The following is a 23,488-nucleotide window of genomic DNA, read 5'->3' as shown; positions in this document are numbered from 1 at the left end:
AGGGCCGTCTTTTGCAGCTTGTATTCGGTTGTTTTTTTCATAAAACAGCATTAAGACGATTTCCTGCCTGCTTTAGAAAATCATTCATTTACACTCGTTTTGCAACAAACAAGTAATGAGGCATCTCGATGCCCCGATAGTGTTTGACGTAGCGATCCCGGATAGTCATACCATTTCTAATAGCAACGTTCATCGAGGCCAGATTTGTATCACGGACTGTCGAACACACCTCTGGCAGCTGCAGTGTTTCAAACGCATACTTTTTGACAGCCTGAGCCGCTTCTGTCATATACCCCTGGTGCCAAGCGCTGGAAATCAGATGGTAGCCGATTTCCGGAAATTCTTGTCCCTTTACAGTTTGCATGGTGATGCCACACTCCCCGATTACCGCACCATCGCTTTTGTGCTCAATTGCCCAAAGTCCGTAGCCATATTTCTCATAGCTCTGGAGATTCCATTGAAGCCACTCAGCGATTTTCGTTTCGTTAAAGGCACCTTCATAAGCATACATCACCTGGTCGTCCCCTAAAAATGTTGCTAACAAGTCTTCTTCACCGGGTTGCCACTTTCGTAAGCGCAAGCGGGGAGTTTCTAAAATCAGTGTCATAGTTGCATGCCTCCCTTTAGTGATCGCCATTCTTTTTGTAGCAATCCATAATCATACTGAGGATACCAGTTGCCTTCGTGGTAGATACTCTCGCGATTTGTTCCTTCCAAAATGAATCCCAGTTTCTCATAAAGGGCAATCGCCTCTTCATTATACCCATGGACAGACAGCCGAACTTTGTGCAATCCGATATGATCAAAAGCAAAAGCAAGAAGCAATGTCATTGCCTCTTTGGCGTAACCCTTGTGGCGACTAGTGGGATCTAAAATAGCCAGACCAATCTCTCCGTTGCGATTTTTGACTTTTATACCAGATAATGTGATAAATCCTACCGCCTGGCTATCTTCAATACGCCGGATCACAAAACTAAAGTCACTGTTGCTCTGGGTATCTTCAAACATCGCCCCCCAGCCTTTTTCTTGAAAAGGATGGAAGATGTCTTCCGGGATTCCTGCCATCATCTTTTTATCCCACTGCCACACTGCAAAATCACTGCCGTCTCCCTCCCGATACTCGGTGAGATCAATTTTTGTTCCCTGCATCATACGTCCTCCTCACATTCATCCGCAGTTTTCAAATAGATAACTTCTGTCGCTACCTGCTCTAAAAACACCTCATCATGCTCGACAAGCAGCATCGTCGGCTGTGTCGTTTTGATCATTTCTTCCAACTGTTCTTGATTAAAAACATCCAAATAATTTAATGGTTCGTCCCAGATGAAAAGTTCCGCTGGAGTTGCCAGCGACTTGGCCAACTCCACTCTTTTTCGTTGCCCCATACTCATCTCCTGAATTCGATTTTGAAACACACTTCGTTCAAAACCCAACTTTTTCAAATTGTTCAACAAATCCTGATAGCTGAGTTGATGGCTTTCAGCAAATTCTGGCAACGTGCCAGTGTTGTCCTCATAATTTTGTCTGACATAGCTGATTGCTAATTGTTGAGGCCTTATGATTTCGCCAGTAGCTTTTCCAGTAAATTCTCCTGTAAGCCAGCGGATGATGGAAGATTTACCGGAACCATTTGCGCCTTGGATGGCTAAACGCTGCCCTTGATATAACTCAAAAGAAATCGGTGCAAACAACGGCTTTTCCTCGTAAGAAAGCTGCAGGTCAGTTACTTTCAGCAACAAGTCATGGTGGGTAGGTTGATAGTTAATCTTTAGTGGATCGATGTATTCAATATCTTTCAGCAGCTCTTCTTTCTCTGAAATCTGATGTTCCATCCGCCGCTCAAGATTCTTCGCTTTTTTCATCACGCGAGCAGCTCGCGCACCGATAAAACCGGTGTCACCAATTCCACCGCTGCCTTTCACATTCGCCTTGCCATATTTGTCCTTCTCTCGACCTCGGGACCATTCCGCTTTATCCGCAGCTGTCTGTTTCAAACGGCCAATTTCTTTTTTCAATTTTTGGTTTTGGTCCTGTTCAAAGCGATCTCGCAGCTGCTTTTGATCTTCATAAACCGAAAAGTTCCCCTGATATAGCAGCAAACGACTCTTCTCAATGGCTAGGATATGGTCCACTACCTCATCAACAAAGCCCCGATCATGGCTCACCAGAATAAAACCTTGTTTTTTTTGCTTTAGATAATCGGCTACTTGTTTTCGAGCTTCAATGTCCAAGTGATTGGTTGGCTCGTCAATCAGTGGGAAATTCACCTCATCCACAAATAACAGCGCCAACAGCACCTTTGTCTGTTCCCCACCGGATAGTGTCGCAAATTCTCGCCACAAAATATCCGGATCTACTTTTAGCAGATTCAGTTCCCGTTGAATCTGCCAATCCTCAAAATCCGCTAACTCTTGTAACAGGTAATAAGTTAGCTGCCCCTTATTTTTTACCGGTTGGGGAAAATAAGTAAAGCTCAGCTGATGGCGGATTGTGCCGCTATAAGGCAGTTTATCTTGTAAGATATTCAGCAGCGTGGTTTTTCCCCGGCCATTACGTCCAACCAACCCCAGCTTCCAGTCTGACTGGATTACTAATTGTGCATCATCAAAAATATTTTGCCCTTGATTGTCGTAGCCAAATGTCAGATGTTTGATTTCAATCGTCGACATCGTATCACCTCTTTTAACGTGCATCTTCTTTAATGCACCACGAGACCTTTTGACGATTCCAGCGTCGAAAAAGGCCCTTCCTATTTTCAGGAAAGGCCGGCACAACTATTTTGCCCACAAAAAAAGCAAAAAAGACCTGCCGTAAAAACACTGCCAATCCCGAAAATCTGCACACTGAGTCCTTGATCTTACAAGTGCTCAGTCTTAATGCAGCTTCAACAGATTGGTCAATTTTTCAACGGAAGATCCCTCATTTCGAATTTATTGTAATCAGACTAGCACGCAACAACACATTTGACAACCCCCAAGCACCATCCACCAACTTTACCGATACGGTAGCAGACAACATTCGCCATCTTTCAAACGAAATAGTTGCAGGTTACGGGCGACAGCTTTCGTAGAAAATCCCGTTGCTGTCAGTAGTATTGGCATGGTATCCACCCCTTTTAATAAAAGCTTAGTGGCTAGGTCCTTGGTTCAGCGAATGTGCTTTAGCTTGTTTTTGGCCTTTGTCTTTTTCTTTTCCCGCTAAATAATAGCGCCATGCCAGTTGGATAAACAAAATCAATACCCCACCGATTCCCAACACTGCATAGGCCAACATTCGGGAAGTTTGGCTGCTTCTTGCGGCCGTCTCAGCAAAGTCCCATTCACTTACAAAAAATCCCAGTGCCAAAAACAGTACACACCAATAAATATTTGCTAATCGCCAGAATTTCATCATCAACACTCCACTGGCAAGCGCATACAAAATTGCCCGCCATTTTCTTATAAATAAATTATAGCACATTCATTTTACAATCTGTTTCTCATTTTACGAAATAGAGATATTTTTACTAAAATATTTTTCGGAAAGGATGGTCAATCATCCTCACAAGTATAATGTACAGCGAATTATCTCTAAATTTCACAAGCTGAAAATAACCGTTGCAAGAAGCATCCAGATTTTCTTCAGGAAAGGGAAATGTGACAATAGTTGAGTCACCGTCCTACGAACCGAACAATACCAAATGTGAGCCCCCAAAAGCCGAGTATCTTCCATTAAAATCATTGGAAGATACTCGGCTTTTCATTGCTAAAAATTTCAAAGGCTGACTTTCCTTGATTTCATCAAGCCAAGTCAGCCTCATTCACTTCTCTTTACACGTATGATCATGTTCTCTCTTCGAACTAAGACATCAAGAGAGTCACAAAATTTCCTCATCCGTATATTTTTTATTGATTGTAGTTAAATATCCGTTGTTTAGCACTTGGGAGTTACTTATGTCACATTTCCTCTTTTTTCTCTTAACTGTTCTTTTTACGATAGAAAAGATAAAGAGCGGCTGCTAAAAAGCCGATACCGCTAAGTGAGAGATACCATGTGGAGCCTTCACCGGTTTTCGGATAGGGCTTATCGCTTGTTGAAGAATCGCTGTTTCTTCCGGTTGTTTTTTCAGTCGTATCTGAAGAAGATGACGACGTTTTTTTAACGTTAACCATGTGCAGCTGCAGCACCTGTGTCTCATTGGCTTTCTTGATGGTAAATTCCAAAGGTGTTGGATCCAGCTGATACTCAGGTAATGTCTCTTTCTCAATCAGTCGATAGCTGCCAAAAGGAAGTCCTTTTATAAAAATACGACCGTTGTTATCCGTTTTGTAAGTAGCCATTTGTGTACCATCACTTTTTTCCAAAGAGAAAACAACACCGGCCATCACTTTCCCTGTGTCTTTGTCCCTTTTTTCAAGGGCGATTTGCCCCGTGGCGGTGGTCTTCTTGTGATTGATCACAGTTATAGTTTCTTCATCAGTTTCTTTGTTGCTGACATACAAATGATACAGCTTTCCATCAGGCTGGTAGCCGTTTGGTGCTTTGGTTTCAATAACATCATATTTACCAAATGGCAGGTTTTCAAAATAGGCCTCTCCCTGATCGGTTGTTACCGATTTTTGGCTAAATTTTTGTTCATGATCGTTTCGAATAGCAAATTCGGCACCTGCTAAAGGCACGCCGTTTTCATCAAGTTTAATAATCTTTCCACTGCCCAGTTGCGTTGCTGTTTTAACATTGACCCACTTTTCTATGGTTACTGGTTTTTCCTCATCGTAACCGACGCTGACTTTCTTCACCAGATTAGTGGTACTATAGCCAGCCGGCGCTTGCAATTCACGAACTTCATAAATGCCTTGAGTCAGGTCATCAAAACGAACTTTTCCTGCAGCGTCGGTTTCTTTTTCAATATATTCTTTTTGTCCCAGCATACGTAGACCAAAAAGGGCCCCACTCAAGGCAGCACCACTGTCTTGATCGGTCTTTTCGATTTCCAGTGCCCCTTTTTGTACTGCTCCTTTTTGATTGCTCCAATTTCCTAAATTGATATCTTGACCAGTTTCGCTGACTTTCACCACTATGGGTCTTGGTGTCAACTCGTAACCTGCCAATGTTTTTAATTCTGCGACAGTATAAAAAGCCCCGACATTTAGATCAGAAAATTTGACGATACCATTGCTGTCTGTTTTTTTCGTGACAAATTCATGCTGACCAAATTCTCTAACGCCAAATTCCACACCGGCTAAGGGTTCTCCAGTTTCGCCATCAATTTTGGTTAGTTGGATCGTTCCTTTTTTGGTTTCCTGTGGTTGATTGGTAACTTCGACAACTTTTCTTTCTCCTTGCTCGCCTACATAGATAATTTGAGTATGGGGATCGAGTTGGTAGCCATCCGGTGCTTCTAATTCGACCACCTCATAGTAGCCCGCATCAAGCCCGGCAAATTGGGCATTGCCCTCTGCGTCTGTTTTTACTTTGACAAATTCGTGTTCTCGTAAGCCTCGCAAACCAAAAACTGCACCAGCTAAATCATTGTGGCTATTGGCATCACTTTTATGGATAGTAATTGCCACTTTTTCAACTGCTTTTTGCTGATTTTCTAAGGTTATACTAAAGGAGGGAGCGTCTTCATCAATCGTTACTTCATGGATTTCGCTGGATAACTCGTAGCCAGTGGGCGCTTTCGTTTCAATAATCTCATACTCTCCATAATCAAGGTTGCTAAAAGTTAAATTCCCTTTGGTATCCGTTACTTGTACGGCGATAAAGTTGGTTTCTCCCTTGGCACGAATACCGAATTCGGCACCAGCCAATGCGTCCTTTGTCTCACTGTCTTCTTTGTACAAGTGCACTTCGCCATCTTTTTCTTGATCGATTTCTGGTAGCCATGGATTGTAGAAATTGTGGATTTCCATGCCGTCTCGTTGGTGAAGATTTTTAACGAAAACATAGCCATTAATGCTTCCTGAATGGTAAACAACAGTTGCCTGTGGTGCGATAACACTGCCAATGGTAAAGCTATGGTAATAGTTTTTTCCATTGTCTTTTCCGTAATTATCGGCGCCATTTTCATTGATTCCAGGTAATGAAGTATCCGGATAGCTGCCGTCATCTTCGACATAGTTGGTGATACTTTGCGCATTTGGTAAGTAAAAAGAAACTTTGCTTGCCAATTGGCTATAAGTACTGGCATCCTGTTGGACAGCTCCGGCGATACTAGTACCATTCATGACGATTTTTGTTGCATTGGAATTAACGATAATCTGCTTGTAGCGATCCCCTTGCAAAAACTCTGCGGGAATCGGCAATGTCTTGATTTCTAGAGGATCTTGTTCATTGGCCAGCTTTAACACTAGCACTTTTGGATCATTGGTAGAGGCATATAGCTGGATGCTGTCTTTATCATAAACCTTTTCCCCTAATTCACTGGTCAAGTAATCGAGTTTTTTTACCATTTGATCTTCTTGTTCCTGTAATTTGGCAAAAGCACCATCAATGAGATCATCACTTGCTTTATAGGCGATAGCAGAGAACCACTCGCCTAAATTTTTGTAAATCCAATCACTCATATTCATGCGCCCGACTAACCAACCTTGTGTCTTTCCGTTGGTGGTTCGGTTTTCTACTACTGGTTTTACCCAGTCATTAGTGGCACGGTTGTCAATTTTTCCACCGATTAAGACGTTTACGTATTGGTCATCTCTAATGGGGTCCCCGATGGTTGTATTTACTTCTCGAAACGAAGCGCCGTAAGTAAAAGTTTGCAAATCATCGGGAAAAACACTATCTCCTTTAACAGCCAGCGCTCCTTCTGTATCGGCAAGGTTAGCAGAATGCTGCCCGGTTAGATACGCATTATAGTCCCAAAGATTCCCCAGCTTGTCGTCGTCTTCTGCCGGCAGTTCCAACACTGGATTTCCTTTGACAGCTTTACTAGCTCTTTGCGGCACCACAGCTTTACTTGTCTCAGTGGCGGTACTTTCTGTGGTTGACACACTCGAAGTTGTCCCGCTAGTGTCCGTTCCAGTAGTTTTAGTCGTGGAAGCAGCAGACATTTTCGACTCTATTGTTGCTGTAGTCAGAGAAGCAACTGCTGCAATAGTCACAGTCACGGCCTTAGTCTCTTTTTTACCTGCGATATTTTGTATCGCTGTCACAGTGTATTTTCCGGCTTTCTTTGCTAGATACTGATAAGTTACAGTTCCCGCCTCAGCTTTCATTTTTTGTAAATCAAATCCGGTAGCAGGTGTTACTTCAACCGTCACCGCTTCAGGATCTGTAGCAGAAATCACTAGTTTTCCTTGGTCGGCTACGTTGGTTGGTAGCGGGTCAAAGGCCAGTTTTAACCCGACGTCTGCAGCCCACGAAGAACTGGAAAAAACAACAGATAAGAAAATGGGTAAGATAAGTGTTCCGGCAAAAAGAATTTTCCCTAACCTTCGAATCATTTTCTTCATTATAAAGCCCCCTTTAAATCGAGCATATCATCAATAAAATGATCTTACAAACAAATGAAATCGGCCCAACTATGGCTGCCACTCCGTTTAAATTTTCAGGTTGTCCGTGGAATCTTTTCATCTCCAGATTAGAGATTGCAGTCAAGGCAGGACTAGCGTAAAATTGTCACATTAACAACAAAGGGAATGTGATCTAAGCAATTTCCAAGCGCTAAACAGCGGATGTTTAACCACAATTAATAAAAAAGTATTTTGAAATTTTTAACAATGAAAAGAGAAGTCACTTCCATTAAAAATAATGGAAGTGACTTCTCTTTTGCTTGCGTTTCACGTTTGGTATTGTTCGGTTCACAGGACAGTGACACAACTATTGTCACAGCCCCTACCTTTGCTTATTTGCGTTTTTTCTTTTTCTTGTTCTTTTTCACCATGCGGTTCATGGCCATTTTACCCAGCTTGCCTTTAACACCAGTGCCAAACATTTGATCCATTCCTGCTGGCATACTCCCTTTAGACATTTGCTGCATCATTTTTTGGCTTTCTTTGAACTGCTTGATGAAACGATTGACATCCACCACTGAGTTGCCTGAGCCGGCAGCAATCCGTCGGCGACGACTTGGATTCAACAGATCTGGATTTTCCCGCTCTGCTGTGGTCATGGACAACACGATAGCTTTTTGTCGTGCCAGCAATTTCGGATCGACTTTGACATTCTCGATACCTGGAATCTGACTCATTCCCGGAATCATCTTGATCAAATCTTCCAGCGGGCCCATGTTTTGAACCTGATCCATCTGTTCGATAAAGTCATTGAAGTCAAAAGAGTTTTCCTTCATTTTGCGGGCCAGTTCTTCCGCTTGCTTTTCATCGTATTCTTGTTGGGCTTTTTCGATCAGGGTCAGCATGTCCCCCATTCCCAAAATACGGCTGGCCATCCGGTCTGGGTGGAACACTTCCAGATCGGTGAGTTTTTCGCCGGTACCGGTAAATTTAATCGGCGCACCGGTGACTTGACGAATGGACAGAGCCGCACCGCCTCGGGTATCACCATCCAATTTGGTGATGACAACCCCGGTAATCCCCAACTGCTGATTGAAGCTATCGGCTACATTGACCGCATCTTGACCGGTCATAGCATCAACTACCAACAAGATTTCATCCGGTTGAGCGATTTCTTTGATCTGCTTTAATTCATCCATCAAAGCTTCATCAATGTGCAGTCGTCCTGCCGTATCGATCAAGACATAGTCATTTTTCTTTTCTTGAGCCAAAGCCATCCCTTGGCGAACGATTTCCACCGGGCTGACCTCGGTTCCCATATCAAAGACGGGCACATCCAGTTGCTGGCCCAATACTTTTAATTGGTCAATGGCCGCCGGACGATATACGTCGCCTGCAATCATGAGCGGACGCGCATTTTCTGTCTTGATTAGCTGATTAGCCAATTTCCCGGCAAAGGTAGTTTTCCCGGCCCCTTGCAGCCCCACCATCATGATGACTGTCGGGATCTTCGGTGATTTATTCAGCGGAACTGTTTCTTCCCCTAATGTCTTAGTCAGCTCTTCATTGACGATTTTGACAATCTGCTGTGCAGGGGACAAGCTGTCCAATACTTCCGAACCGACTGCCCGCTCCCGAACATTTTTAGTAAATTCTTTGACTACTTGTAAATTGACGTCGGCTTCCAACAATGCCAAGCGGATCTCCCGCATCATTTCCTTAACGTCAGCTTCACTTACTTTTCCTTTTTTACGTAAACGGCTCATGGCCGACTGTAAACGTTCTGTTAAACTCTCAAATGCCATAGTGTGTTCATTCCTTTATTCGTCGATTTCCTGAATCTTTTCCACAAAGTTGGTCAAGGTCGCATCATTGGGATACTGCTCTTGCAAATAGCTGGACAGCTCCTCCAAGACTTCTCCTCGTACGATGTAATCTGAGAAGAGATGCAACTTGCGCTCATAGTCTTCCAGAATTTTTTCGGTCCTTTTAATATTATCATAAACCGCCTGCCGACTCACCTGAAATTCTTCCGCAATCTCACCTAATGAAAAATCATCGGCGTAATACAGTTCCATATAGTTCATCTGTTTTTCCGTCAAGAGCGTGGAGTAAAACTCAAACAACGCGTTCATCCGGTTGGTTTTCTCAATTTCCATTGCGCCAACTCCTTAAGTGAATTCTTTGATACTTGCCGCTGTGCATTGGGAAGTCTCAGCTTTCTGTCAAAGCCTGCTGCCAATTTTCTTCTGAATAAACTTGCAGCCCATTTTGTTGAAACAATGCGGTGGCTACACCCACACCAGTGATCTTGGTTCCAGAAAAACTCCCATCATAGATCATCTGACTACCGCAAGAAGGGCTGCGTTCTTTTAAAATAAGTCGATTGATTCCCAGTTTTTGCAACTGAGCGAGTGCGTTGACGGCGCCAGCTTTGAAGGCTTCGGTGACATCCTTTCCCGCCGTATCGACGACTTTAGCAGTTCCCTGCCAGACCGCAAAACCGTCCCCACCAATAATCTCTGCCGGCTGGCGAGGGGTGGACAAGCCGCCTAAAACCTCTGGACAAATCAACAGGGCTTTTTGCTCTGACACCAATGCGGCCAACTCGCTGATTTTTTGTGTGCCACCGTCATAGCGACAACAGATTCCACCAAGACAGGCGCTGATTCCGATCATTGCATCGGCTCCTTTTCTGAATTGTCTACTACATTGATACCCTTCAACATACTTTCAAAAACACGAAACTTCAGTTGCCATTATAGCATTTTTTCAGCGGCTAAAATAGTAGCAGTCTGGATTCTATGCTAGAATGAAAGCAAACAATTCCGGCCATTGTTGACCTCTTTGTACTTTTATACTACTGGCGGTAATGACCGGTTGCTGCGCCCATAAGAACATCTTTAAAGGAGCAATTATGAAAAAAGTATTGATCGTAGACGACGAACCCTCAATCGTGACCCTTTTGACCTTCAATTTGGAAAAAGAGGGCTATCAAGTAACTAGTGCCACCGACGGAACCACCGGTCTTCAGCTAGCTCTCACCAATCATTTTGATTTTATTATATTAGATATCATGCTGCCGGGCCTAGATGGTATGGAGATTACCAAAAAGCTGCGGCAGGAGAAAGTCGAAACACCGATTCTGCTGCTGACAGCAAAGGATGATACCATCGATCGGATCTTAGGGCTTGAAATCGGGGCTGATGATTACCTGACCAAGCCGTTCAGTCCACGAGAGGTTTCTGCGCGGATGAAAGCCATTTTTCGCCGTTTGCAACCTCGAAAAGCTGCAGAAAGCGACAACGCCGATAAGAAAGAAATGATTGATGAAAAAAATGAACAGCTAACCATTGGTGCCATCACGGCGGATCTCGATAATTTCGAAGTACGGGTAGCCGATGAGCCGATTTTCCTTACCCCCAAAGAGTTCGAATTGCTGGTCTACTTCATGAAGCGCAAAGATCGGGTAATTGATCGGGATACCCTTTTAGATCGCATCTGGAATTTCGATTTTGCCGGACAGAGCCGAATCGTGGATGTCCATGTGTCACATTTACGGGAAAAGATTGAAAAAGATCCTAAAAATCCGGAATACCTGGTGACGGTTCGCGGCTTCGGTTACAAGTTTCAAGAACCGAAAGCGAGTCTATGAACATGAAAAAGCACTACGGTGAATATTTGGCCTGGCTGACAGTCCTATTGCTGATCTTTGCTGGTGCTTGGCAGTTGATTGGCGGTTTTTACCAACGACAGGTCTTAAGTCAACAACAAGATTATCTGGAAAAAAAAGGGGAACTGCTGATTCGAATGGCAAAAACCCCTGTCAGCCAAGAAGACTTGGCACACCTCAGCGAAGACTATGTAACGGCCTCTGGTGAACGAGTGACCCTTCTGGATGGGAAGGGAAACATCCTTCACGATACCTTTGATCCAACCCTGCAAGGCACTCGTAGTGATCGACCGGAAGTCAAAACGGTATTGCAAGGTGGCAAACTGGGCGTCTCCTTACGAGAAAGTGATACGTTGGATCAGGAACTATTGTATGTGGCACTCCCGATTACAGTAGACGGCCAATTAGACAAGATTCTCCGTATCGCTGAACCCACGGCTGGCTTCATGGCCGCATCTGGCGGGGTACGCCGCTCTATCTTTGTCGTCTATAGTGTCCTCTGCCTACTGATTACACTGTTGATTTTGCATTTTTTACGACAGAAAAATCGGCCAATTGAAAAAATCCTGCCTGTCCTAAAAAAAATGGTAGCTCAACCGGAAAAGACTGAACTGATTATGCAGACTTCGCCTCAATGGCAAGAGTTGTATCAAACCATCAACAAGCTCAGTGAACAGCTGACTGAGACCTACCAAGCTTACACAGCTACTGAAAATCAGTTGCACACCTTGTTAAATGAATTGATGATTGGCGTCTTTATTTTAGATGATCAAAAACAGCTAATCATGATGAATCCTACGATGAAAGAACAATTGGGACTTTACGGAAAGCTGCAACTGCCTTCAGAATTTGCGGCAATTATCAAGGACCCTTCTTTGATTCAACTGATTTACAGAGTAAGCCCGCAACAGCCCGTACTACAAGAAGAACTGAAATTGAAGTTACCAGAAGAAAAAGTACTGGATATCAATTTGCGTCTATTCAACGAGCAGCAACAGTTGATGGGGATTTCTTATGATCTGACTCGCATTCGTCAACTGGAAAAAATGCAGAAAGACTTCGTGGGCAATGTTTCTCACGAACTAAAAACGCCAGTCACTTCACTAATTGGCTTCACGGAGACATTACTGGATGGCGCAATGGCAGACCCTGACACCACCCGCGAATTTTTGCAAATCATGCAACAGGATGCCCGGCGTTTGGAGCGTCTGATTAAAGAAATTATTCAATTGTCTAAAACCGATAACCCGCCGAGCTATGAACTGCAGCCCTTGAAGTTAGCGACGATCTTTGAACAGCTGCAGGAAAGTTTTCGGCATTTGTTAGCGGAAAAACAGGTTCAGCTGCGCTTTGAAGGGGACGCTCCGGAAACCTGGTACACCAGTCGGGAATTGTTTTACCCCATTGTCAAAAACCTAGTGGAAAATGCCATCCAGTATTCTCCGCAAAAAAGCGAAGTACTTCTTCATTGGGAAGAAACTCCGACAGGTGCCTTGAAGCTCAGTGTTCAGGACCAGGGAATTGGGATTGAACAAGAGGACCAAGCACGAATCTTTGAGCGCTTTTATCGTGTTGATAAAGCTCGCGCCCGTCATTCTGGTGGTACTGGTTTGGGCTTAGCAATCGTAAAAGATTACACCGAATCTCTAGGCGGCAGTGTCAAATTAGACAGTCATCCCGGTGTGGGTTCGCGCTTTACTGTCCTTTTGCCGCGAAATGTGCCTCACCAGTAAGTAGCGACAATTGCTCCCTATCCATGAACTGAAACAGCCGAAGCCTCCTTGTAGACGACTATTTGTTTAGTCGACACAACAGAGGCTTCGGCTGTTTGGTCTTATCAGCTGGCAAAGAAGTGCCAAATTTCCACCAGCTATATTCATGTGGCGCTTCGTACTCTTGAATGAGTGAAAGACGACAGAAGGCAGAGTTTGTCGCAGACTTCCTATTTTTGAAGTCAAATGGTTTCATTTTCTACCTTCTCAGTTGTATAACCAATGCGTAAGAAGAACATTCGTCTCATCACAAGGAGGAAGTTGTCATGAAAATTTTAATTTTAGGTGCTCACGGAAAAATCGCCCAGATTGTGGAGGCTCGTCTAACCAAAGAAGTGCCAAACCTAGAGCAGACCTTATTTTTACGTCACGCTTCTCGCATGGAGCACAGCGCAAAGACGCAAACAACCGTCATCGAAGGAAGTGCCGATAATCCTGCTGACCTGGCAAAAGTTTTACCAGGAAGCGACATCGTCTACGCCAATCTGGCAGGAGATACTATCGAAACCCAAGCAAAAGTCGTAACTACTGCTATGAAACAAGCAGGTGTCAAACGCTTGATCTGGATTTCAACTTTGGGAATTTACGATGAAGTTCCTGGCAACTACGGGAAATGGAATCATCAGATGCTGGATGGCGGCTATCTGGAAACTTACGCTGCTGCGGCAAAAATCGTTGAAGAATCGGGGTTGGATTATACAATCATTCGCCCAGCCTGGCTGAGCAACAAAGAAGAAATTGATTACGAGCTGACAGAAAAAGGGTCTCCTTTTAAAGGGACTGAAGTTTCACGAGCAAGTGTTGCCGATTTGATTGTAAACCTCATTTCGGACCCAGCTTTACACATCGGCAGTTCCCTAGGTGTGGATAAACCAGGCACTGCTGGAGACAAGCCGGAATGGTATCGCTAAGCAATAATCAGCGTTTGAATTTTTAACAACGAATAAATCTAGTCACCCTACTGCGAAGTCAGCACTACCAATGGTGAGCCGCATGCAAGGAAATGTGACCTACGTAATTTCCAAGTGCTAAATAGCGGATATTTAACCACAATTAATAAAAAATATACGGATGGGAAAGATTTATGACCATCTTGATGTCTTAGTCCGAAGAAAGAACATGACCATACGTGTCAAGGAAAGTCAGCCTTTGAAATTTTTAGCAGTGAAAAGCCGACAATCTTCCATTAAAATCATTGGAAGATCGTCGGCTTTTGGGGTCTCACGTTTGATATTGTTCGGTTCACAGGACGGTGACTCAACTATTATCACAGCGTCTTCAATGGCAGCTTAAAGATTTTTGACCTGGCCATCTGCTGCGCGTTCAACTTTCATTTCTTTAATCGACAAGTAGCCCAGATCTTTTACAGGCCCTGTTTGGACCGTATCTTCCAGCATGTAATCTAAGAATTTCTTCACATCACCGCTTGGCTCGCCTTTGGTATACATGTGTTCATAAGACCAGATTTTCCAATCATTGGTGGCGATATTTTCTGCAGTCGGTGCCACACCATCAATCGACAAGCTTTGAAGAGAATCATCCAAGTAAGACAATGCCAAATAACTGATGGCCCCTGGTGTTTCTGCAACAATTTTTTTCACGGTTCCTGAAGAATCCTGCTCCTGTGATTGAACAGATTCCGCTCCGTCTAATGCCCACTTTTCGAAAGTCGCACGGGTACCACTGCCGGATGCTCGATTGATGACGGCAATTTCTTGATCCTTGCCGCCGACTTCTTTCCAATTTTTAACCTTGCCGGTGAAGATAGCTACCAACTGCTGTTTGGTCAACTCTTTGACGCCAGCTTCTTTGTTGACTACCGGTGCCATTCCTACTACAGCCACTTTATGATCGACTAATTCAGCCGCCGGTACCCCTTCTTTTTCTTCGGCAAAGACATCCGAGTTGCCAATCTGTACCGCACCAGAAGCTACTTGTGAAAGCCCTGTACCGCTGCCACCACCTTGCACGGTGATTTGATAATTGGTATTTTCTTGTTCAAATGATTCACGAGCAGCATCTACCAGCGGCTGTAAGGCTGTTGAGCCAACTGCTAAGATTTCCACTTTGCCACCCTTGCTAGCGGTATCCCCGGTTTTGGTATCTGCTTTGCTTTCATTGTTGCCACAACCGGCTAATAACAATCCTGCGGCCAGTACGATCATACCCATTTTTTTCAATTTCACTTTGCTCTCTCCTTTTTTGTAACGAGTACCTTTGATGACACGGCAACCATTTCCCATTTGCCTTTTACGCTCCTTGCCAGATTGTAAAAATATGGTTGCACCTGTATCAGTGGTACGCTTTAACTTACAAACCCAGTTTAGCAACAGGATGTAAAACTATCGCCAAAAGTATGTAAAGTTTGGATAAAGCCCTGTAAAGATTTCGTAAATTGTCCAGTAGTAAAATACTCAAAACGTGAGACACAGTAAACAGACAAGTAACTTCCATTAAAGAACCGGAAGTTACTTGTCTGTTATTTGTCACACATGCCAAATGGTGACGACCCTTTGTACGTATGATAAGACCTGTTCCTTTCACGAAGGAAAATCACAGCTATTTTCTAATAGCTATTTTCATAGAATAGACCGTTTTCCAGCCGCCAGTCCTTTGACCTGCGTGCTTTACTTCAACGAATTTTTCTGTCCTTCCACATCCTTCAAAGCATCTCGCACCGCCAGACGGATGACCCAATAAAGAATCACAAATCCCAGTGCAAAAAACAACAAATTGACCAACAAATTCATACCGATGAACATCGTAATCCCCCCTATTTTATGTTGCGTCAATCATAGCATAAAGGAAGTGCTTCTTGTTAAAAGGCTTGCGGGTTTTCCGCGCGATTGTCTAAGTGGACAAGATAACGCCAACGACAGATCAAAAATAAGACAGCCATCAAAGCGACATAGCAGGCAATGATGATGAAAAAGTAATGCCAAATACTCAAAGAAGCCAATTGGACGATTCCCCAGTAGGCAACTGCTGAATGCAAGGTAGCCACGATCATTGGAATAAAGAACATCCCCATCATCTGCTTAGTCACAATTTGATGGCGTTGCTTAGGTTGAAGACCGATTTGATACAGACTACGATGGTACCGACCTTCTTTGTCCAGATCACCAAACAAGCGGAAATACATAATTGAAGCGGTAAAGATAAAGAAAACGCCACCCAACAAAACACCAATCATCAAAATTAAGCCGTTGTCCTGCCGCTGTCTTTGCCACACTTCGAAACGAGACTGATAGCTGATATAGTTTTCTGAAAAATTCTTTTCATAGGCTGCTTCTCGTGCTTTTGTCGAAAGCGTATCATCACTTTCTATTTCCTTCATTCTAGACGTAAATTGCTCTTGGCGCTCGTTTAACAGGGTCAAAATCTTTTGATTGACTTCTTCATCTGATTGCCATTCCTTGAAATCGATAATCTGGAACCTTGTCTTCCCGTAATATTCCTCTGGAACTGCAAAGTCAGCCACCAATTCGTCAGGTGCTACCAAAAAGCGATACATGGTGGCAATTCGAAAGCGGGTCGGCACCTGGGTAACTGTGAGCTGCTTTTTCTGGTTGCCGCGGGTCAGAATTGTCATGGATTCCTGACGCTCAGCAGCCGATTTGTTCTTGATTTCTGTCTGTTCCGCTGCACTGGAAGCTGGTGAAATCAACTCATCGACTGCCGGATGCAGTTCTTGTCCTCCCAGCGCTTTTGCTACCCGATTGTAATCACTGGCTTTCATGGCGTAAATCATATAGGTACCGTCTTCTTCATCAATTCCTTTTGGAAAATACTGGGTCGGGTAAGTATCCGCGATTTCATAGACCACCTCGTGTCCCGCCTGTTTGATGGTATCAACGATTTTTTCTCCCATTTCCAAAGAAGCTTGACCATCCCCGTCGTTATCTACAGAATCATCCAAAACATAAGCTGCCGAAACCGAATTGCGACTACCGGTCTCAGAACTGCCTAACGCACTGGTTACACTGATTCCTACCAAGGCGACAGAAGCGGTACAGGCAATCAGCGCATACATGGTAGCATTTTCCTTGGCTTTATAAATGCCTTCTGCAATTCCCAGCAGCTTTTCCCCCTGCCAGTAAGAACCTCGGTGTTGTGCCCATTTATAAAAATAGACCACCACTTGATGAAAGAATAAGAAGGTCGCAAAAACCGTCAGCAAAACACAAGCTAAAATCCAAGTCAGTGCATAGCCGTTAATATTGTGGACAAACGCCCACAATGATCCGTAGCCGGCTACCAAAGCAACAAAGGCCAGAACCACCAATACAGGATGGGTTTTCGGCAATGGTTGCGGAGTTTCATCGCTTTTTCCCAGTTGGTTAAGATTTTCAGTCTCAATGCGAAAGGTCATCACCGTACTAATGAATAAATACAGCAGAAGAAAAATGCTAATCGTCAGTAGAATCCCTTTTGCAGGAAAATAAAAAGCCAAGCCCGTTGTAATCCCCAGCAAATTCTGAATGACGATCAAAATAACTTTGGTGAATAAGACTCCCAAACTGACACCAGTAAATATGGAGGCGACACCCAGCAGCATATTTTCGCCAAAGAGAATTTTCCGCAAGTCTTTAGGCTTCATTCCCAACATCAAATAAATGCCTAAATCTCGTTTGCGGGCTTTCACAAATGTCCAAAAGGAATACCACAAAAACACAATAGACAGCAAAACGATTAACACCTGACTAGCAGCCATTCCCAGATTAGCCAGTTGACTTACGTTATCACTGGAGCCGTTAATTCCGTTGGCCATTTGCGGATGGAAAGTAAGCATGGCAAATGTGAAAAAGACGAAGACCGAAAACGTACTGGCTAAAAAATAGCTGCCATAGGTACGAGCAGAACGGAGAACGTTATTAATAATCAGCTTGAAGAAGCTCATGAGACCGCCCTCCCAAGTGACTCAAAACAGTCAATATTTTTTGATAAAATTCTTCTCGGTCATCGCCTAAATAGATTTCATTATAAAAGCGGCCATCTTTGATAAAAATAACTCGATTACAAAAACTTGCCGAAAAAGCATCGTGAGTTACCATCAATGTCGTTACTTGACGTTCTTTATTCATAGTCGTCAAGAGCTCCATCACGGAATTGGCTGATTTGGAATCCAAATTTCCCGTGGGCTCGTCCGCCAAAATCAGACTAGGGTCATGAATCAATGCCCGACAGATGGACACTCGCTGTGCCTCCCCACCGGAAAGCTGATAAATTCGCTTGTTTCTCAGGTGGGCGATCCCCAATTCCCCCATCAAACGCTCGGCTTCTTTAAGCATTACAGCGGGCTTTTCCCGATCCAATGTCAAGGGCAACACGATGTTTTCAATCACCGTTAGCGGCGCCAACAAGTTATAATTCTGAAAGACAAAGCCCAACTTGGTCCGGCGAAAATCTGCCAAACGATTCTTGTTGTACTGATGAGGATTTTCTCCTTCCAATACAATACTGCCAGATGTTGGTTGATCGAGGGTCGCGACACAATTCAATAAGGTCGTCTTGCCACTACCTGATGGTCCCATAATGGCAACAAACTCCCCTTTTTGAATCTTTAAATCGATTCCTCGTAAGACTTCGACGGTAACTTCGCCGTCATAGTTTTTCACCAACTGCTTGATTTCTAATAATGCCATGGCACTTTCCTCCTTGAGTTTACTGTTGAGAACTATTGAATTTCTCTAGTTGATAATAGGAAACTGAGCAATCAATATCCTGTTGGTTGATGAGTTATTCTTTGACTCCAGTCTATCAAGGGACAGCCTTTTTACCTATTTGTTAAGTTGACGAGATTCTTACAATTTCGTAAGACAACTGGTAAAAGAGCCAGCCTTTCATATCCAGTTATAAACAGCTGCGCTTTTATTAAAACTAGCCAAAGCGGATTTTTTGACGATAAAAAAGCCGAAAAACATGCCTCATGTTGCGAACTTCTAACAAGGAAGTCGACAATTCTTTGAGGAATCTTTCGGCTAATAGCTGCAATCTTTGCGCTATAGAATTTGTGTTTTAGTCAGCGGCGTCTACTATCCTGTCAGGAAACACCAATGTCACTGTTGTTCCAATTCCCACCTCAGAAGTGATTTCAAAATCAATACCCAATTCAGAAGCTACTCGATCTGCTAAATAGAGCCCCATTCCGGTGGCTTCCCCTTGCTTACGACCATTTTCTCCAGTAAAAAAAGGCCTTTTGACCCGGGGCAGATCCCCCGCGGGAATACCGATTCCGCGATCTATAATCCGCAAAACAACACTGCCATCATAAACCGCGCCTTCTAGCAAAACGCTTTTTTGTGGCAGTGAGTATTTGATACTGTTGATCAACAGCTGCTCAATCAAAAACTGCAGCCACTTTTCATCAGAAATCACTTGCAGACCTGGCTGGATTCTGACTTCAGGGAATACTTGATGCTGTATAAAGAAATTCTTCTGCTGGTTCACAGTTTTGTTGACGATTGTTGCTAAGGAGAGTTGTTGCAAAACAAAGTCCCCACCAAAGCCATCGCTCAAGCGCGCTTCGTTCAAAGCCAAATTCAAGCCACTTTTCAGTCGCTGGGTTTCTTTCAAAACCTCTACGGAATCCATTTTGTTTTCTTGTGCCATCATTTCCAATACACTGATGGGCGTCTTCATCTGGTGGGTCCACAAATTCATAAAAGTAATCTGCTGCTGCCGGGCACGGGTACTTTGCATCAGCTGGTCTTCTTGTTGCTGCAATAGTCCATTTACTTTGTAGCTGATAATTTGGCTCTCACCATCGGTATCTCCGGGCAAAATCGTGCGGGTCTTGCCGGATAGAAAATCGTACCAGTGGCGTTTTCGCAGATAGTCAATGAAAAAGCAGCCGCTTAAAAGCACCAAACCCAAAAAAAGCAAATAACTTAATAGACGCCAATTCTCCCATTTTGCCAATCCTAAAATCAAAACTATGAACAGCTGAACACCAAAAACCAGCAGAAACTGCAATCGATGAGTTTTCCAATACAGCCTCATCACTCTTCCCCCCAGTCCAGCTGATACCCTTGCCCTCTCAGCGTGTGAATTTTACCTACAAGTCCCATATCTTCAAGCTTTTTTCGCAACCTGCCCATGTTTACCGACAACGTATTGTCATCGACAAAGCGTTCATCGTCCCATAATTTCATCAAAAACGTTTCTCGCTTCACAATCGTAGGCGCGTTTTGGATCAACAGCTCCATCAATTCCCCTTCTTTTTTGGTTAGAAGTTCACGCTTTTGACCATAACGAATCTCAAAGCGCTCCGGAAAATATTGCAACTCTCGATAGTTGAAGATCCGTTCACCGGCAACAGAATATTCACCATAGGCTCGTCGTAAGTGGCTTTTAATTTTGGCAATCAGTACTTCATTGGCAAAAGGTTTCACTAAATAATCATCCCCACCGTATTCCATCGCCATCACCTGATCCATGGGATGATCTCGGGCGGACAAAAAAATGATTGGCACATTGGAAAGTTTACGCAATTCCCTGGTCCAGTAAAACCCGTCAAAATAGGGGAGATTAATATCCATCAGCACCAAATCCGGTAATAATTGGGCGAACTCTTTTGTCAAGTCTGCAAAATCTTGGGCAGCAGTGACGGTAAAGCCATATTTCGCAATCGCCTCTTTGACCACTTTTGCTAAGGCAGCATCGTCTTCAATCAAAAAAATTTTCATTTACTGTGCCCCGTTTCTCTACATTTTTGCTCCTGTGTGAACCCCACGTCACCTTCAATTCTATCAAACTTAACCTACGATGGTAACCCACAATCCAGCAAGTGCTCCGGCAACCCTTATCCGAAAAAAAGTCGTATACTGAGACTATCAAAAAGAAAGAAGGTCATGATTATGTTAGAGATCCATTACATTCCCATCGGTGACGAAGAAACAGTGGCAACTTATGACAAGGCCAGTGACTTTGTCGCAGCCCAATACAAAGAAGTCCCTGACTTGCAAGACAATTACCGCGTGACCAAAGCTTTGGTGGACGGAAAAGAAATCGAACTCAGTGACAAAACCATCGCTGGCTTATTCGCCTATTTGAATAAGTAAAATAAGTTTTCTACCATAAAAAAAGCCGAATCAGCCGCACATTCTTTCCCAGTTGTTGGAATATGCGTTTGGTTCGGTTTTTTTAGGCGCACAAACAGGCATGGATTACTAAATACGCCTTTGTGGATAAGTTCCGTAAATAACAGCAAAATTGTTTCATAAGCTGTGAAAACATAGCGAGAACACGATTCTGGCAGAATGAAAATAGTTCAATAATCGACCATTTTCCAATACTGCAGCTGCTGTAAATCATGAAAAAGCGGTTACTTGGCGGCGTGATTTCTGCCCTCAGTACACAGCCAATTTGTGACGCTGTCATAGCTGCCGCCTGTTTAACCGCGCTTTCACTTCTTCAAGCTACCAAAAAAAGTCTGCTGACTATTGTTGGCGATTCAGATAGTCTGATAGTCGCTTCATTGCTTCTTGTAGTGTTTCCATGCCAGCTGCATAGCTGATACGGACATAGCCTTCTGCCTCCGGACCAAAAGCGATTCCCGGAATAACAGCCAATTTATTCTTTTCTGCCAAATCAATGCAAAAGGCCATCGAATCTTGGCTGAAGCCTTCTGGAATCTTGGCAAAGATGTAAAAAGCGCCTGATGGTTTGGCTACCGTAAAGCCCATCTGCGTCATTTCTCCGTAGACAAAATCGCGACGTTGCCGGTATTCTTCCTTCATCACATCTGCATCATACAAGCCCTCCACCAAAGCACGAACCGCGGCTTTTTGTGAAATTGTTGAAGCAGCAGTAACCAGATATTGGTGGACTTTGATAATCTCAGCAGTCAGCTGTTCCGGCGCAAAAATAAAGCCAATCCGCCAGCCGGTCATGGCGTGGGATTTGGATAAGCCATTGATCATCACTGTTTGTTCCGGCAAGAATTCTGCGATGGAGACATGGGTCTGATCGTAACTCAACTCACTGTACACTTCATCACTGATGACAAATACCGGATAGTTTCGCAAAACATCAGCGATTGCTTGCACTTGCTGCCGATTATAAGTTACCCCTGTAGGATTGCTGGGGTAATTCAAAATAACTGCTTTGACCTGCTCGCCATGTTCTTGCAAGGCAGCTTCCAAGCGCTCTGGTGACAATACAAACCCGTTGTCAGTCGTATCAATATAGACTGGTTTTGCGCCTGCCAGAGTGATTACCGGCTCATAGCCTGGATAAATTGGTGCGGGTAATAGCACCTTGTCGCCAGCTTCCAGCATTGCCAGCAATGAAGCAGAGATGGCTTCTGTTGCCCCGACGGTCACCAATACTTCTTTTTGAGGATCAAAGGTCAAACCATATTTTTCCTTCATGAAAAAAGCAGCCGCTTCCCGAACATCTGTCAAGCCTGCCATGCCACTATAATGACTAAAATTGTCGGTAATCGCCTGACGCCCAGCTTCTTTGACATGCTCCGGCGTATTGAAATCCGGCTCTCCCAAAGTCAGTTTCAACATACCTTCAATCCCGGAAACACGCTCATCAAATTGTCGGATGAGTGATACCGCAATTTTATAGACTTGCTTATTAAAACGTTCATTCATATTCGTCATCGAAAAACTCCTCTCAAAAAATCTGTTTTGCCGCCAATGGCACTCTGGCTGCTTTATTCACAGCGTAACAGACGTTTGTTTATCCTACATCCTATCACAATTTCCTTCAACGAAAAAGTAAAAGCCGGATAGAAAACGCAAAGCAGCGTTTTCTATCCGGCTTTTGTAAATAACTGCGATCAAAATAAGGACTAAGCATCCACGGGATCAGATTCAGGCTGATTTGCCACTTCTGCCAAAGATGCTTCTGCCTCTTCTTTGACTTTCTTGAGGTCAATGCCTTGTTGATTGGCGGCAAATACACAACCACAATAACATTGGCGATAGATATCATATTCTTTGCACATTTGAATCGACCGTTGATAACCCCCCGTTTTTTAAAATCGGAAGGCAGATAAGCTACATCATATATCTTTTGGATATCCAGCCCAATCTCATTGATCAATTGGGCATCTTTCATTGGCGAAATCGTCAAGGCACTGCCAAAATAATCAAACCCCAGCGCAACCGCGGCTTCTGCCACCAAGTCCAGTCTCATTTGAAAACAGGCGCTGCAGCGTTTGCCAGCTTCAGGCTCATCCTGAAGCTGGCTTCTACGAACTAAGGCAACGAATTCATTTGGTTTATAATCAGCAGCAATGAAGCCTACTTGTTGACCCGTTTGTTTATTAAAGTCTTCGACAAACTGCTGTTGCACCAATAAACGTCTTTGATATTCTGCTTTTGGATGGATATTCGAGTTTGCAAAATAAATAGTAACGTCGGCATAGCTCGTCAAAAATTCCAGGGTATAGGTGCTGCAAGGTGCACAACAACTATGGATCAAAATCTTAGGTCGCTGTTTTTTATTCTGCCAATTTTCAACTAATCCCAATAACAATTTATCGTAATTTACTTTTGTTTTTAACGGTTGTTTTTCAAGTGCTTTCATCTCGCTCTGGGGTTCCTCCTGCTTCATGATTTTAAACGTCCATCTATTATAACCGAATGTCC

At 43.7% G+C, this 23,488-nt stretch carries 19 protein-coding genes and 1 pseudogene; 4 read left to right on the top strand and 16 right to left on the bottom strand.

Annotated features, from left to right (window positions below; translation table 11 throughout):
- Positions 1-88 precede the first annotated feature (88 nt).
- The 8 genes from ACOMA8_RS09145 to ACOMA8_RS09110 form a co-directional block, all read right to left on the bottom strand.
- A complete protein-coding gene (locus ACOMA8_RS09145; protein ID WP_202622212.1) occupies positions 89-607 on the bottom strand; it encodes a GNAT family N-acetyltransferase in 519 nt (172 codons plus the stop codon).
- A complete protein-coding gene (locus ACOMA8_RS09140) occupies positions 604-1,149 on the bottom strand; it encodes a GNAT family N-acetyltransferase (protein WP_421370196.1) in 546 nt (181 codons plus the stop codon). Before ACOMA8_RS09140 ends, ACOMA8_RS09145 begins: the two co-directional genes overlap by 4 nt.
- Positions 1,149-2,669 (bottom strand): Lsa family ABC-F type ribosomal protection protein, encoded by a 1,521-nt coding sequence (locus ACOMA8_RS09135; protein ID WP_421370194.1) that lies wholly within the window; start codon positions 2,667-2,669, stop codon positions 1,149-1,151. Before ACOMA8_RS09135 ends, ACOMA8_RS09140 begins: the two co-directional genes overlap by 1 nt.
- A 457-nt stretch (positions 2,670-3,126) precedes the next feature.
- Positions 3,127-3,390 carry a DUF3923 family protein gene (locus ACOMA8_RS09130; protein WP_421370192.1) on the bottom strand — a complete coding sequence of 88 codons (264 nt, stop codon included), beginning with the start codon at positions 3,388-3,390 and terminating at the stop codon, positions 3,127-3,129.
- 566 nt (positions 3,391-3,956) lie between these two features.
- Complete coding sequence (locus ACOMA8_RS09125) at positions 3,957-7,436, bottom strand: SpaA isopeptide-forming pilin-related protein (RefSeq protein ID WP_421370190.1); 3,480 nt, start codon at positions 7,434-7,436, stop codon at positions 3,957-3,959.
- 392 nt (positions 7,437-7,828) lie between these two features.
- Positions 7,829-9,241, bottom strand: a complete 1,413-nt coding sequence (ffh, locus tag ACOMA8_RS09120; protein WP_421370188.1) for a signal recognition particle protein — start codon at positions 9,239-9,241, stop codon at positions 7,829-7,831.
- A 15-nt stretch (positions 9,242-9,256) separates the two neighbouring features.
- Positions 9,257-9,595: a putative DNA-binding protein gene (locus ACOMA8_RS09115; protein WP_161900143.1), complete on the bottom strand. Its 339-nt coding sequence runs from the start codon at positions 9,593-9,595 to the stop codon at positions 9,257-9,259.
- Between the two features lie 55 nt (positions 9,596-9,650).
- A complete protein-coding gene (locus tag ACOMA8_RS09110; protein ID WP_161900144.1) occupies positions 9,651-10,115 on the bottom strand; it encodes a 2-thiouracil desulfurase family protein in 465 nt (154 codons plus the stop codon).
- 238 nt (positions 10,116-10,353) lie between these two features.
- Here ACOMA8_RS09110 and ACOMA8_RS09105 point away from each other — a divergent pair, with 238 nt between their 5' ends.
- The 3 genes from ACOMA8_RS09105 (at position 10,354) to ACOMA8_RS09095 (ending at position 13,792) form a co-directional block, all read left to right on the top strand.
- Positions 10,354-11,091, top strand: a complete 738-nt coding sequence (locus ACOMA8_RS09105; protein ID WP_161900145.1) for a response regulator transcription factor — start codon at positions 10,354-10,356, stop codon at positions 11,089-11,091.
- 2 nt (positions 11,092-11,093) lie between these two features.
- Positions 11,094-12,842: a sensor histidine kinase gene (locus ACOMA8_RS09100; protein ID WP_421370185.1), complete on the top strand. Its 1,749-nt coding sequence runs from the start codon at positions 11,094-11,096 to the stop codon at positions 12,840-12,842.
- Positions 12,843-13,147: 305 nt separating this feature from the next.
- Positions 13,148-13,792, top strand: a complete 645-nt coding sequence (locus ACOMA8_RS09095; RefSeq protein WP_421370183.1) for an SDR family oxidoreductase — start codon at positions 13,148-13,150, stop codon at positions 13,790-13,792.
- A 378-nt stretch (positions 13,793-14,170) separates the two neighbouring features.
- Here the strand turns inward: ACOMA8_RS09095 and ACOMA8_RS09090 are convergent, their stop codons facing one another.
- From ACOMA8_RS09090 to ACOMA8_RS09065, 6 genes are all read right to left on the bottom strand, one after another.
- Positions 14,171-15,052, bottom strand: a complete 882-nt coding sequence (locus tag ACOMA8_RS09090; RefSeq protein WP_421370241.1) for a phosphate ABC transporter substrate-binding protein PstS family protein — start codon at positions 15,050-15,052, stop codon at positions 14,171-14,173.
- A 456-nt stretch (positions 15,053-15,508) separates the two neighbouring features.
- Complete coding sequence (locus ACOMA8_RS09085) at positions 15,509-15,643, bottom strand: hypothetical protein (protein WP_421370181.1); 135 nt, start codon at positions 15,641-15,643, stop codon at positions 15,509-15,511.
- 56 nt (positions 15,644-15,699) lie between these two features.
- Positions 15,700-17,781: an ABC transporter permease gene (locus ACOMA8_RS09080; RefSeq protein WP_421370179.1), complete on the bottom strand. Its 2,082-nt coding sequence runs from the start codon at positions 17,779-17,781 to the stop codon at positions 15,700-15,702.
- A complete protein-coding gene (locus ACOMA8_RS09075) occupies positions 17,756-18,526 on the bottom strand; it encodes an ABC transporter ATP-binding protein (protein WP_421370177.1) in 771 nt (256 codons plus the stop codon). Before ACOMA8_RS09075 ends, ACOMA8_RS09080 begins: the two co-directional genes overlap by 26 nt.
- Before the next feature lie 373 nt (positions 18,527-18,899).
- Positions 18,900-19,883, bottom strand: a complete 984-nt coding sequence (locus ACOMA8_RS09070; protein ID WP_421370175.1) for a sensor histidine kinase — start codon at positions 19,881-19,883, stop codon at positions 18,900-18,902.
- Entirely contained in the window at positions 19,883-20,569 is a 687-nt protein-coding gene (locus ACOMA8_RS09065) for a response regulator transcription factor (protein ID WP_421370173.1), read from the bottom strand. The genes ACOMA8_RS09070 and ACOMA8_RS09065 overlap by 1 nt, the downstream gene beginning before the upstream one ends.
- A 171-nt stretch (positions 20,570-20,740) precedes the next feature.
- Between ACOMA8_RS09065 and ACOMA8_RS09060 the strand changes: the two genes are divergently transcribed.
- Positions 20,741-20,944 carry a hypothetical protein gene (locus tag ACOMA8_RS09060; RefSeq protein WP_202622213.1) on the top strand — a complete coding sequence of 68 codons (204 nt, stop codon included), beginning with the start codon at positions 20,741-20,743 and terminating at the stop codon, positions 20,942-20,944.
- Between the two features lie 378 nt (positions 20,945-21,322).
- Here the strand turns inward: ACOMA8_RS09060 and ACOMA8_RS09055 are convergent, their stop codons facing one another.
- Complete coding sequence (locus ACOMA8_RS09055) at positions 21,323-22,495, bottom strand: pyridoxal phosphate-dependent aminotransferase (RefSeq protein WP_161900152.1); 1,173 nt, start codon at positions 22,493-22,495, stop codon at positions 21,323-21,325.
- A 191-nt stretch (positions 22,496-22,686) separates the two neighbouring features.
- Positions 22,687-23,453, bottom strand: a pseudogene (locus ACOMA8_RS09050) (epoxyqueuosine reductase QueH).
- Positions 23,454-23,488: the final 35 nt, after the last annotated feature.

This window comes from Enterococcus infantis (genome assembly GCF_049166715.1).
Classification (GTDB): domain Bacteria; phylum Bacillota; class Bacilli; order Lactobacillales; family Enterococcaceae; genus Enterococcus_C; species Enterococcus_C leclercqii.
Note: the sequence above shows the minus strand (reverse complement) of the source record. Positions and strands in the feature narration are given on the sequence as shown.

Bases quoted from the DNA above. Each gene is read 5' to 3' on its own strand.
- ACOMA8_RS09080 (WP_421370179.1), bottom strand. From the start codon at position 17,781: ATGAGCTTCTTCAAGCTGATTATTAATAACGTTCTCCGTTCTGCTCGT.
- ACOMA8_RS09135 (WP_421370194.1), bottom strand. From the start codon at position 2,669: ATGTCGACGATTGAAATCAAACATCTGACATTTGGCTACGACAATCAA.
- ACOMA8_RS09145 (WP_202622212.1), bottom strand. From the start codon at position 607: ATGACACTGATTTTAGAAACTCCCCGCTTGCGCTTACGAAAGTGGCAA.
- ACOMA8_RS09070 (WP_421370175.1), bottom strand. From the start codon at position 19,883: ATGAGGCTGTATTGGAAAACTCATCGATTGCAGTTTCTGCTGGTTTTT.
- ACOMA8_RS09055 (WP_161900152.1), bottom strand. From the start codon at position 22,495: ATGACGAATATGAATGAACGTTTTAATAAGCAAGTCTATAAAATTGCG.
- ACOMA8_RS09130 (WP_421370192.1), bottom strand. From the start codon at position 3,390: ATGAAATTCTGGCGATTAGCAAATATTTATTGGTGTGTACTGTTTTTG.
- ACOMA8_RS09110 (WP_161900144.1), bottom strand. From the start codon at position 10,115: ATGATCGGAATCAGCGCCTGTCTTGGTGGAATCTGTTGTCGCTATGAC.
- ACOMA8_RS09140 (WP_421370196.1), bottom strand. From the start codon at position 1,149: ATGCAGGGAACAAAAATTGATCTCACCGAGTATCGGGAGGGAGACGGC.
- ACOMA8_RS09075 (WP_421370177.1), bottom strand. From the start codon at position 18,526: ATGGCATTATTAGAAATCAAGCAGTTGGTGAAAAACTATGACGGCGAA.
- ACOMA8_RS09065 (WP_421370173.1), bottom strand. From the start codon at position 20,569: ATGAAAATTTTTTTGATTGAAGACGATGCTGCCTTAGCAAAAGTGGTC.
- ACOMA8_RS09085 (WP_421370181.1), bottom strand. From the start codon at position 15,643: ATGTTCATCGGTATGAATTTGTTGGTCAATTTGTTGTTTTTTGCACTG.
- ffh (WP_421370188.1), bottom strand. From the start codon at position 9,241: ATGGCATTTGAGAGTTTAACAGAACGTTTACAGTCGGCCATGAGCCGT.
- ACOMA8_RS09105 (WP_161900145.1), top strand. From the start codon at position 10,354: ATGAAAAAAGTATTGATCGTAGACGACGAACCCTCAATCGTGACCCTT.
- ACOMA8_RS09095 (WP_421370183.1), top strand. From the start codon at position 13,148: ATGAAAATTTTAATTTTAGGTGCTCACGGAAAAATCGCCCAGATTGTG.
- ACOMA8_RS09060 (WP_202622213.1), top strand. From the start codon at position 20,741: ATGTTAGAGATCCATTACATTCCCATCGGTGACGAAGAAACAGTGGCA.
- ACOMA8_RS09115 (WP_161900143.1), bottom strand. From the start codon at position 9,595: ATGGAAATTGAGAAAACCAACCGGATGAACGCGTTGTTTGAGTTTTAC.
- ACOMA8_RS09090 (WP_421370241.1), bottom strand. From the start codon at position 15,052: ATGGGTATGATCGTACTGGCCGCAGGATTGTTATTAGCCGGTTGTGGC.
- ACOMA8_RS09100 (WP_421370185.1), top strand. From the start codon at position 11,094: ATGAAAAAGCACTACGGTGAATATTTGGCCTGGCTGACAGTCCTATTG.
- ACOMA8_RS09125 (WP_421370190.1), bottom strand. From the start codon at position 7,436: ATGAAGAAAATGATTCGAAGGTTAGGGAAAATTCTTTTTGCCGGAACA.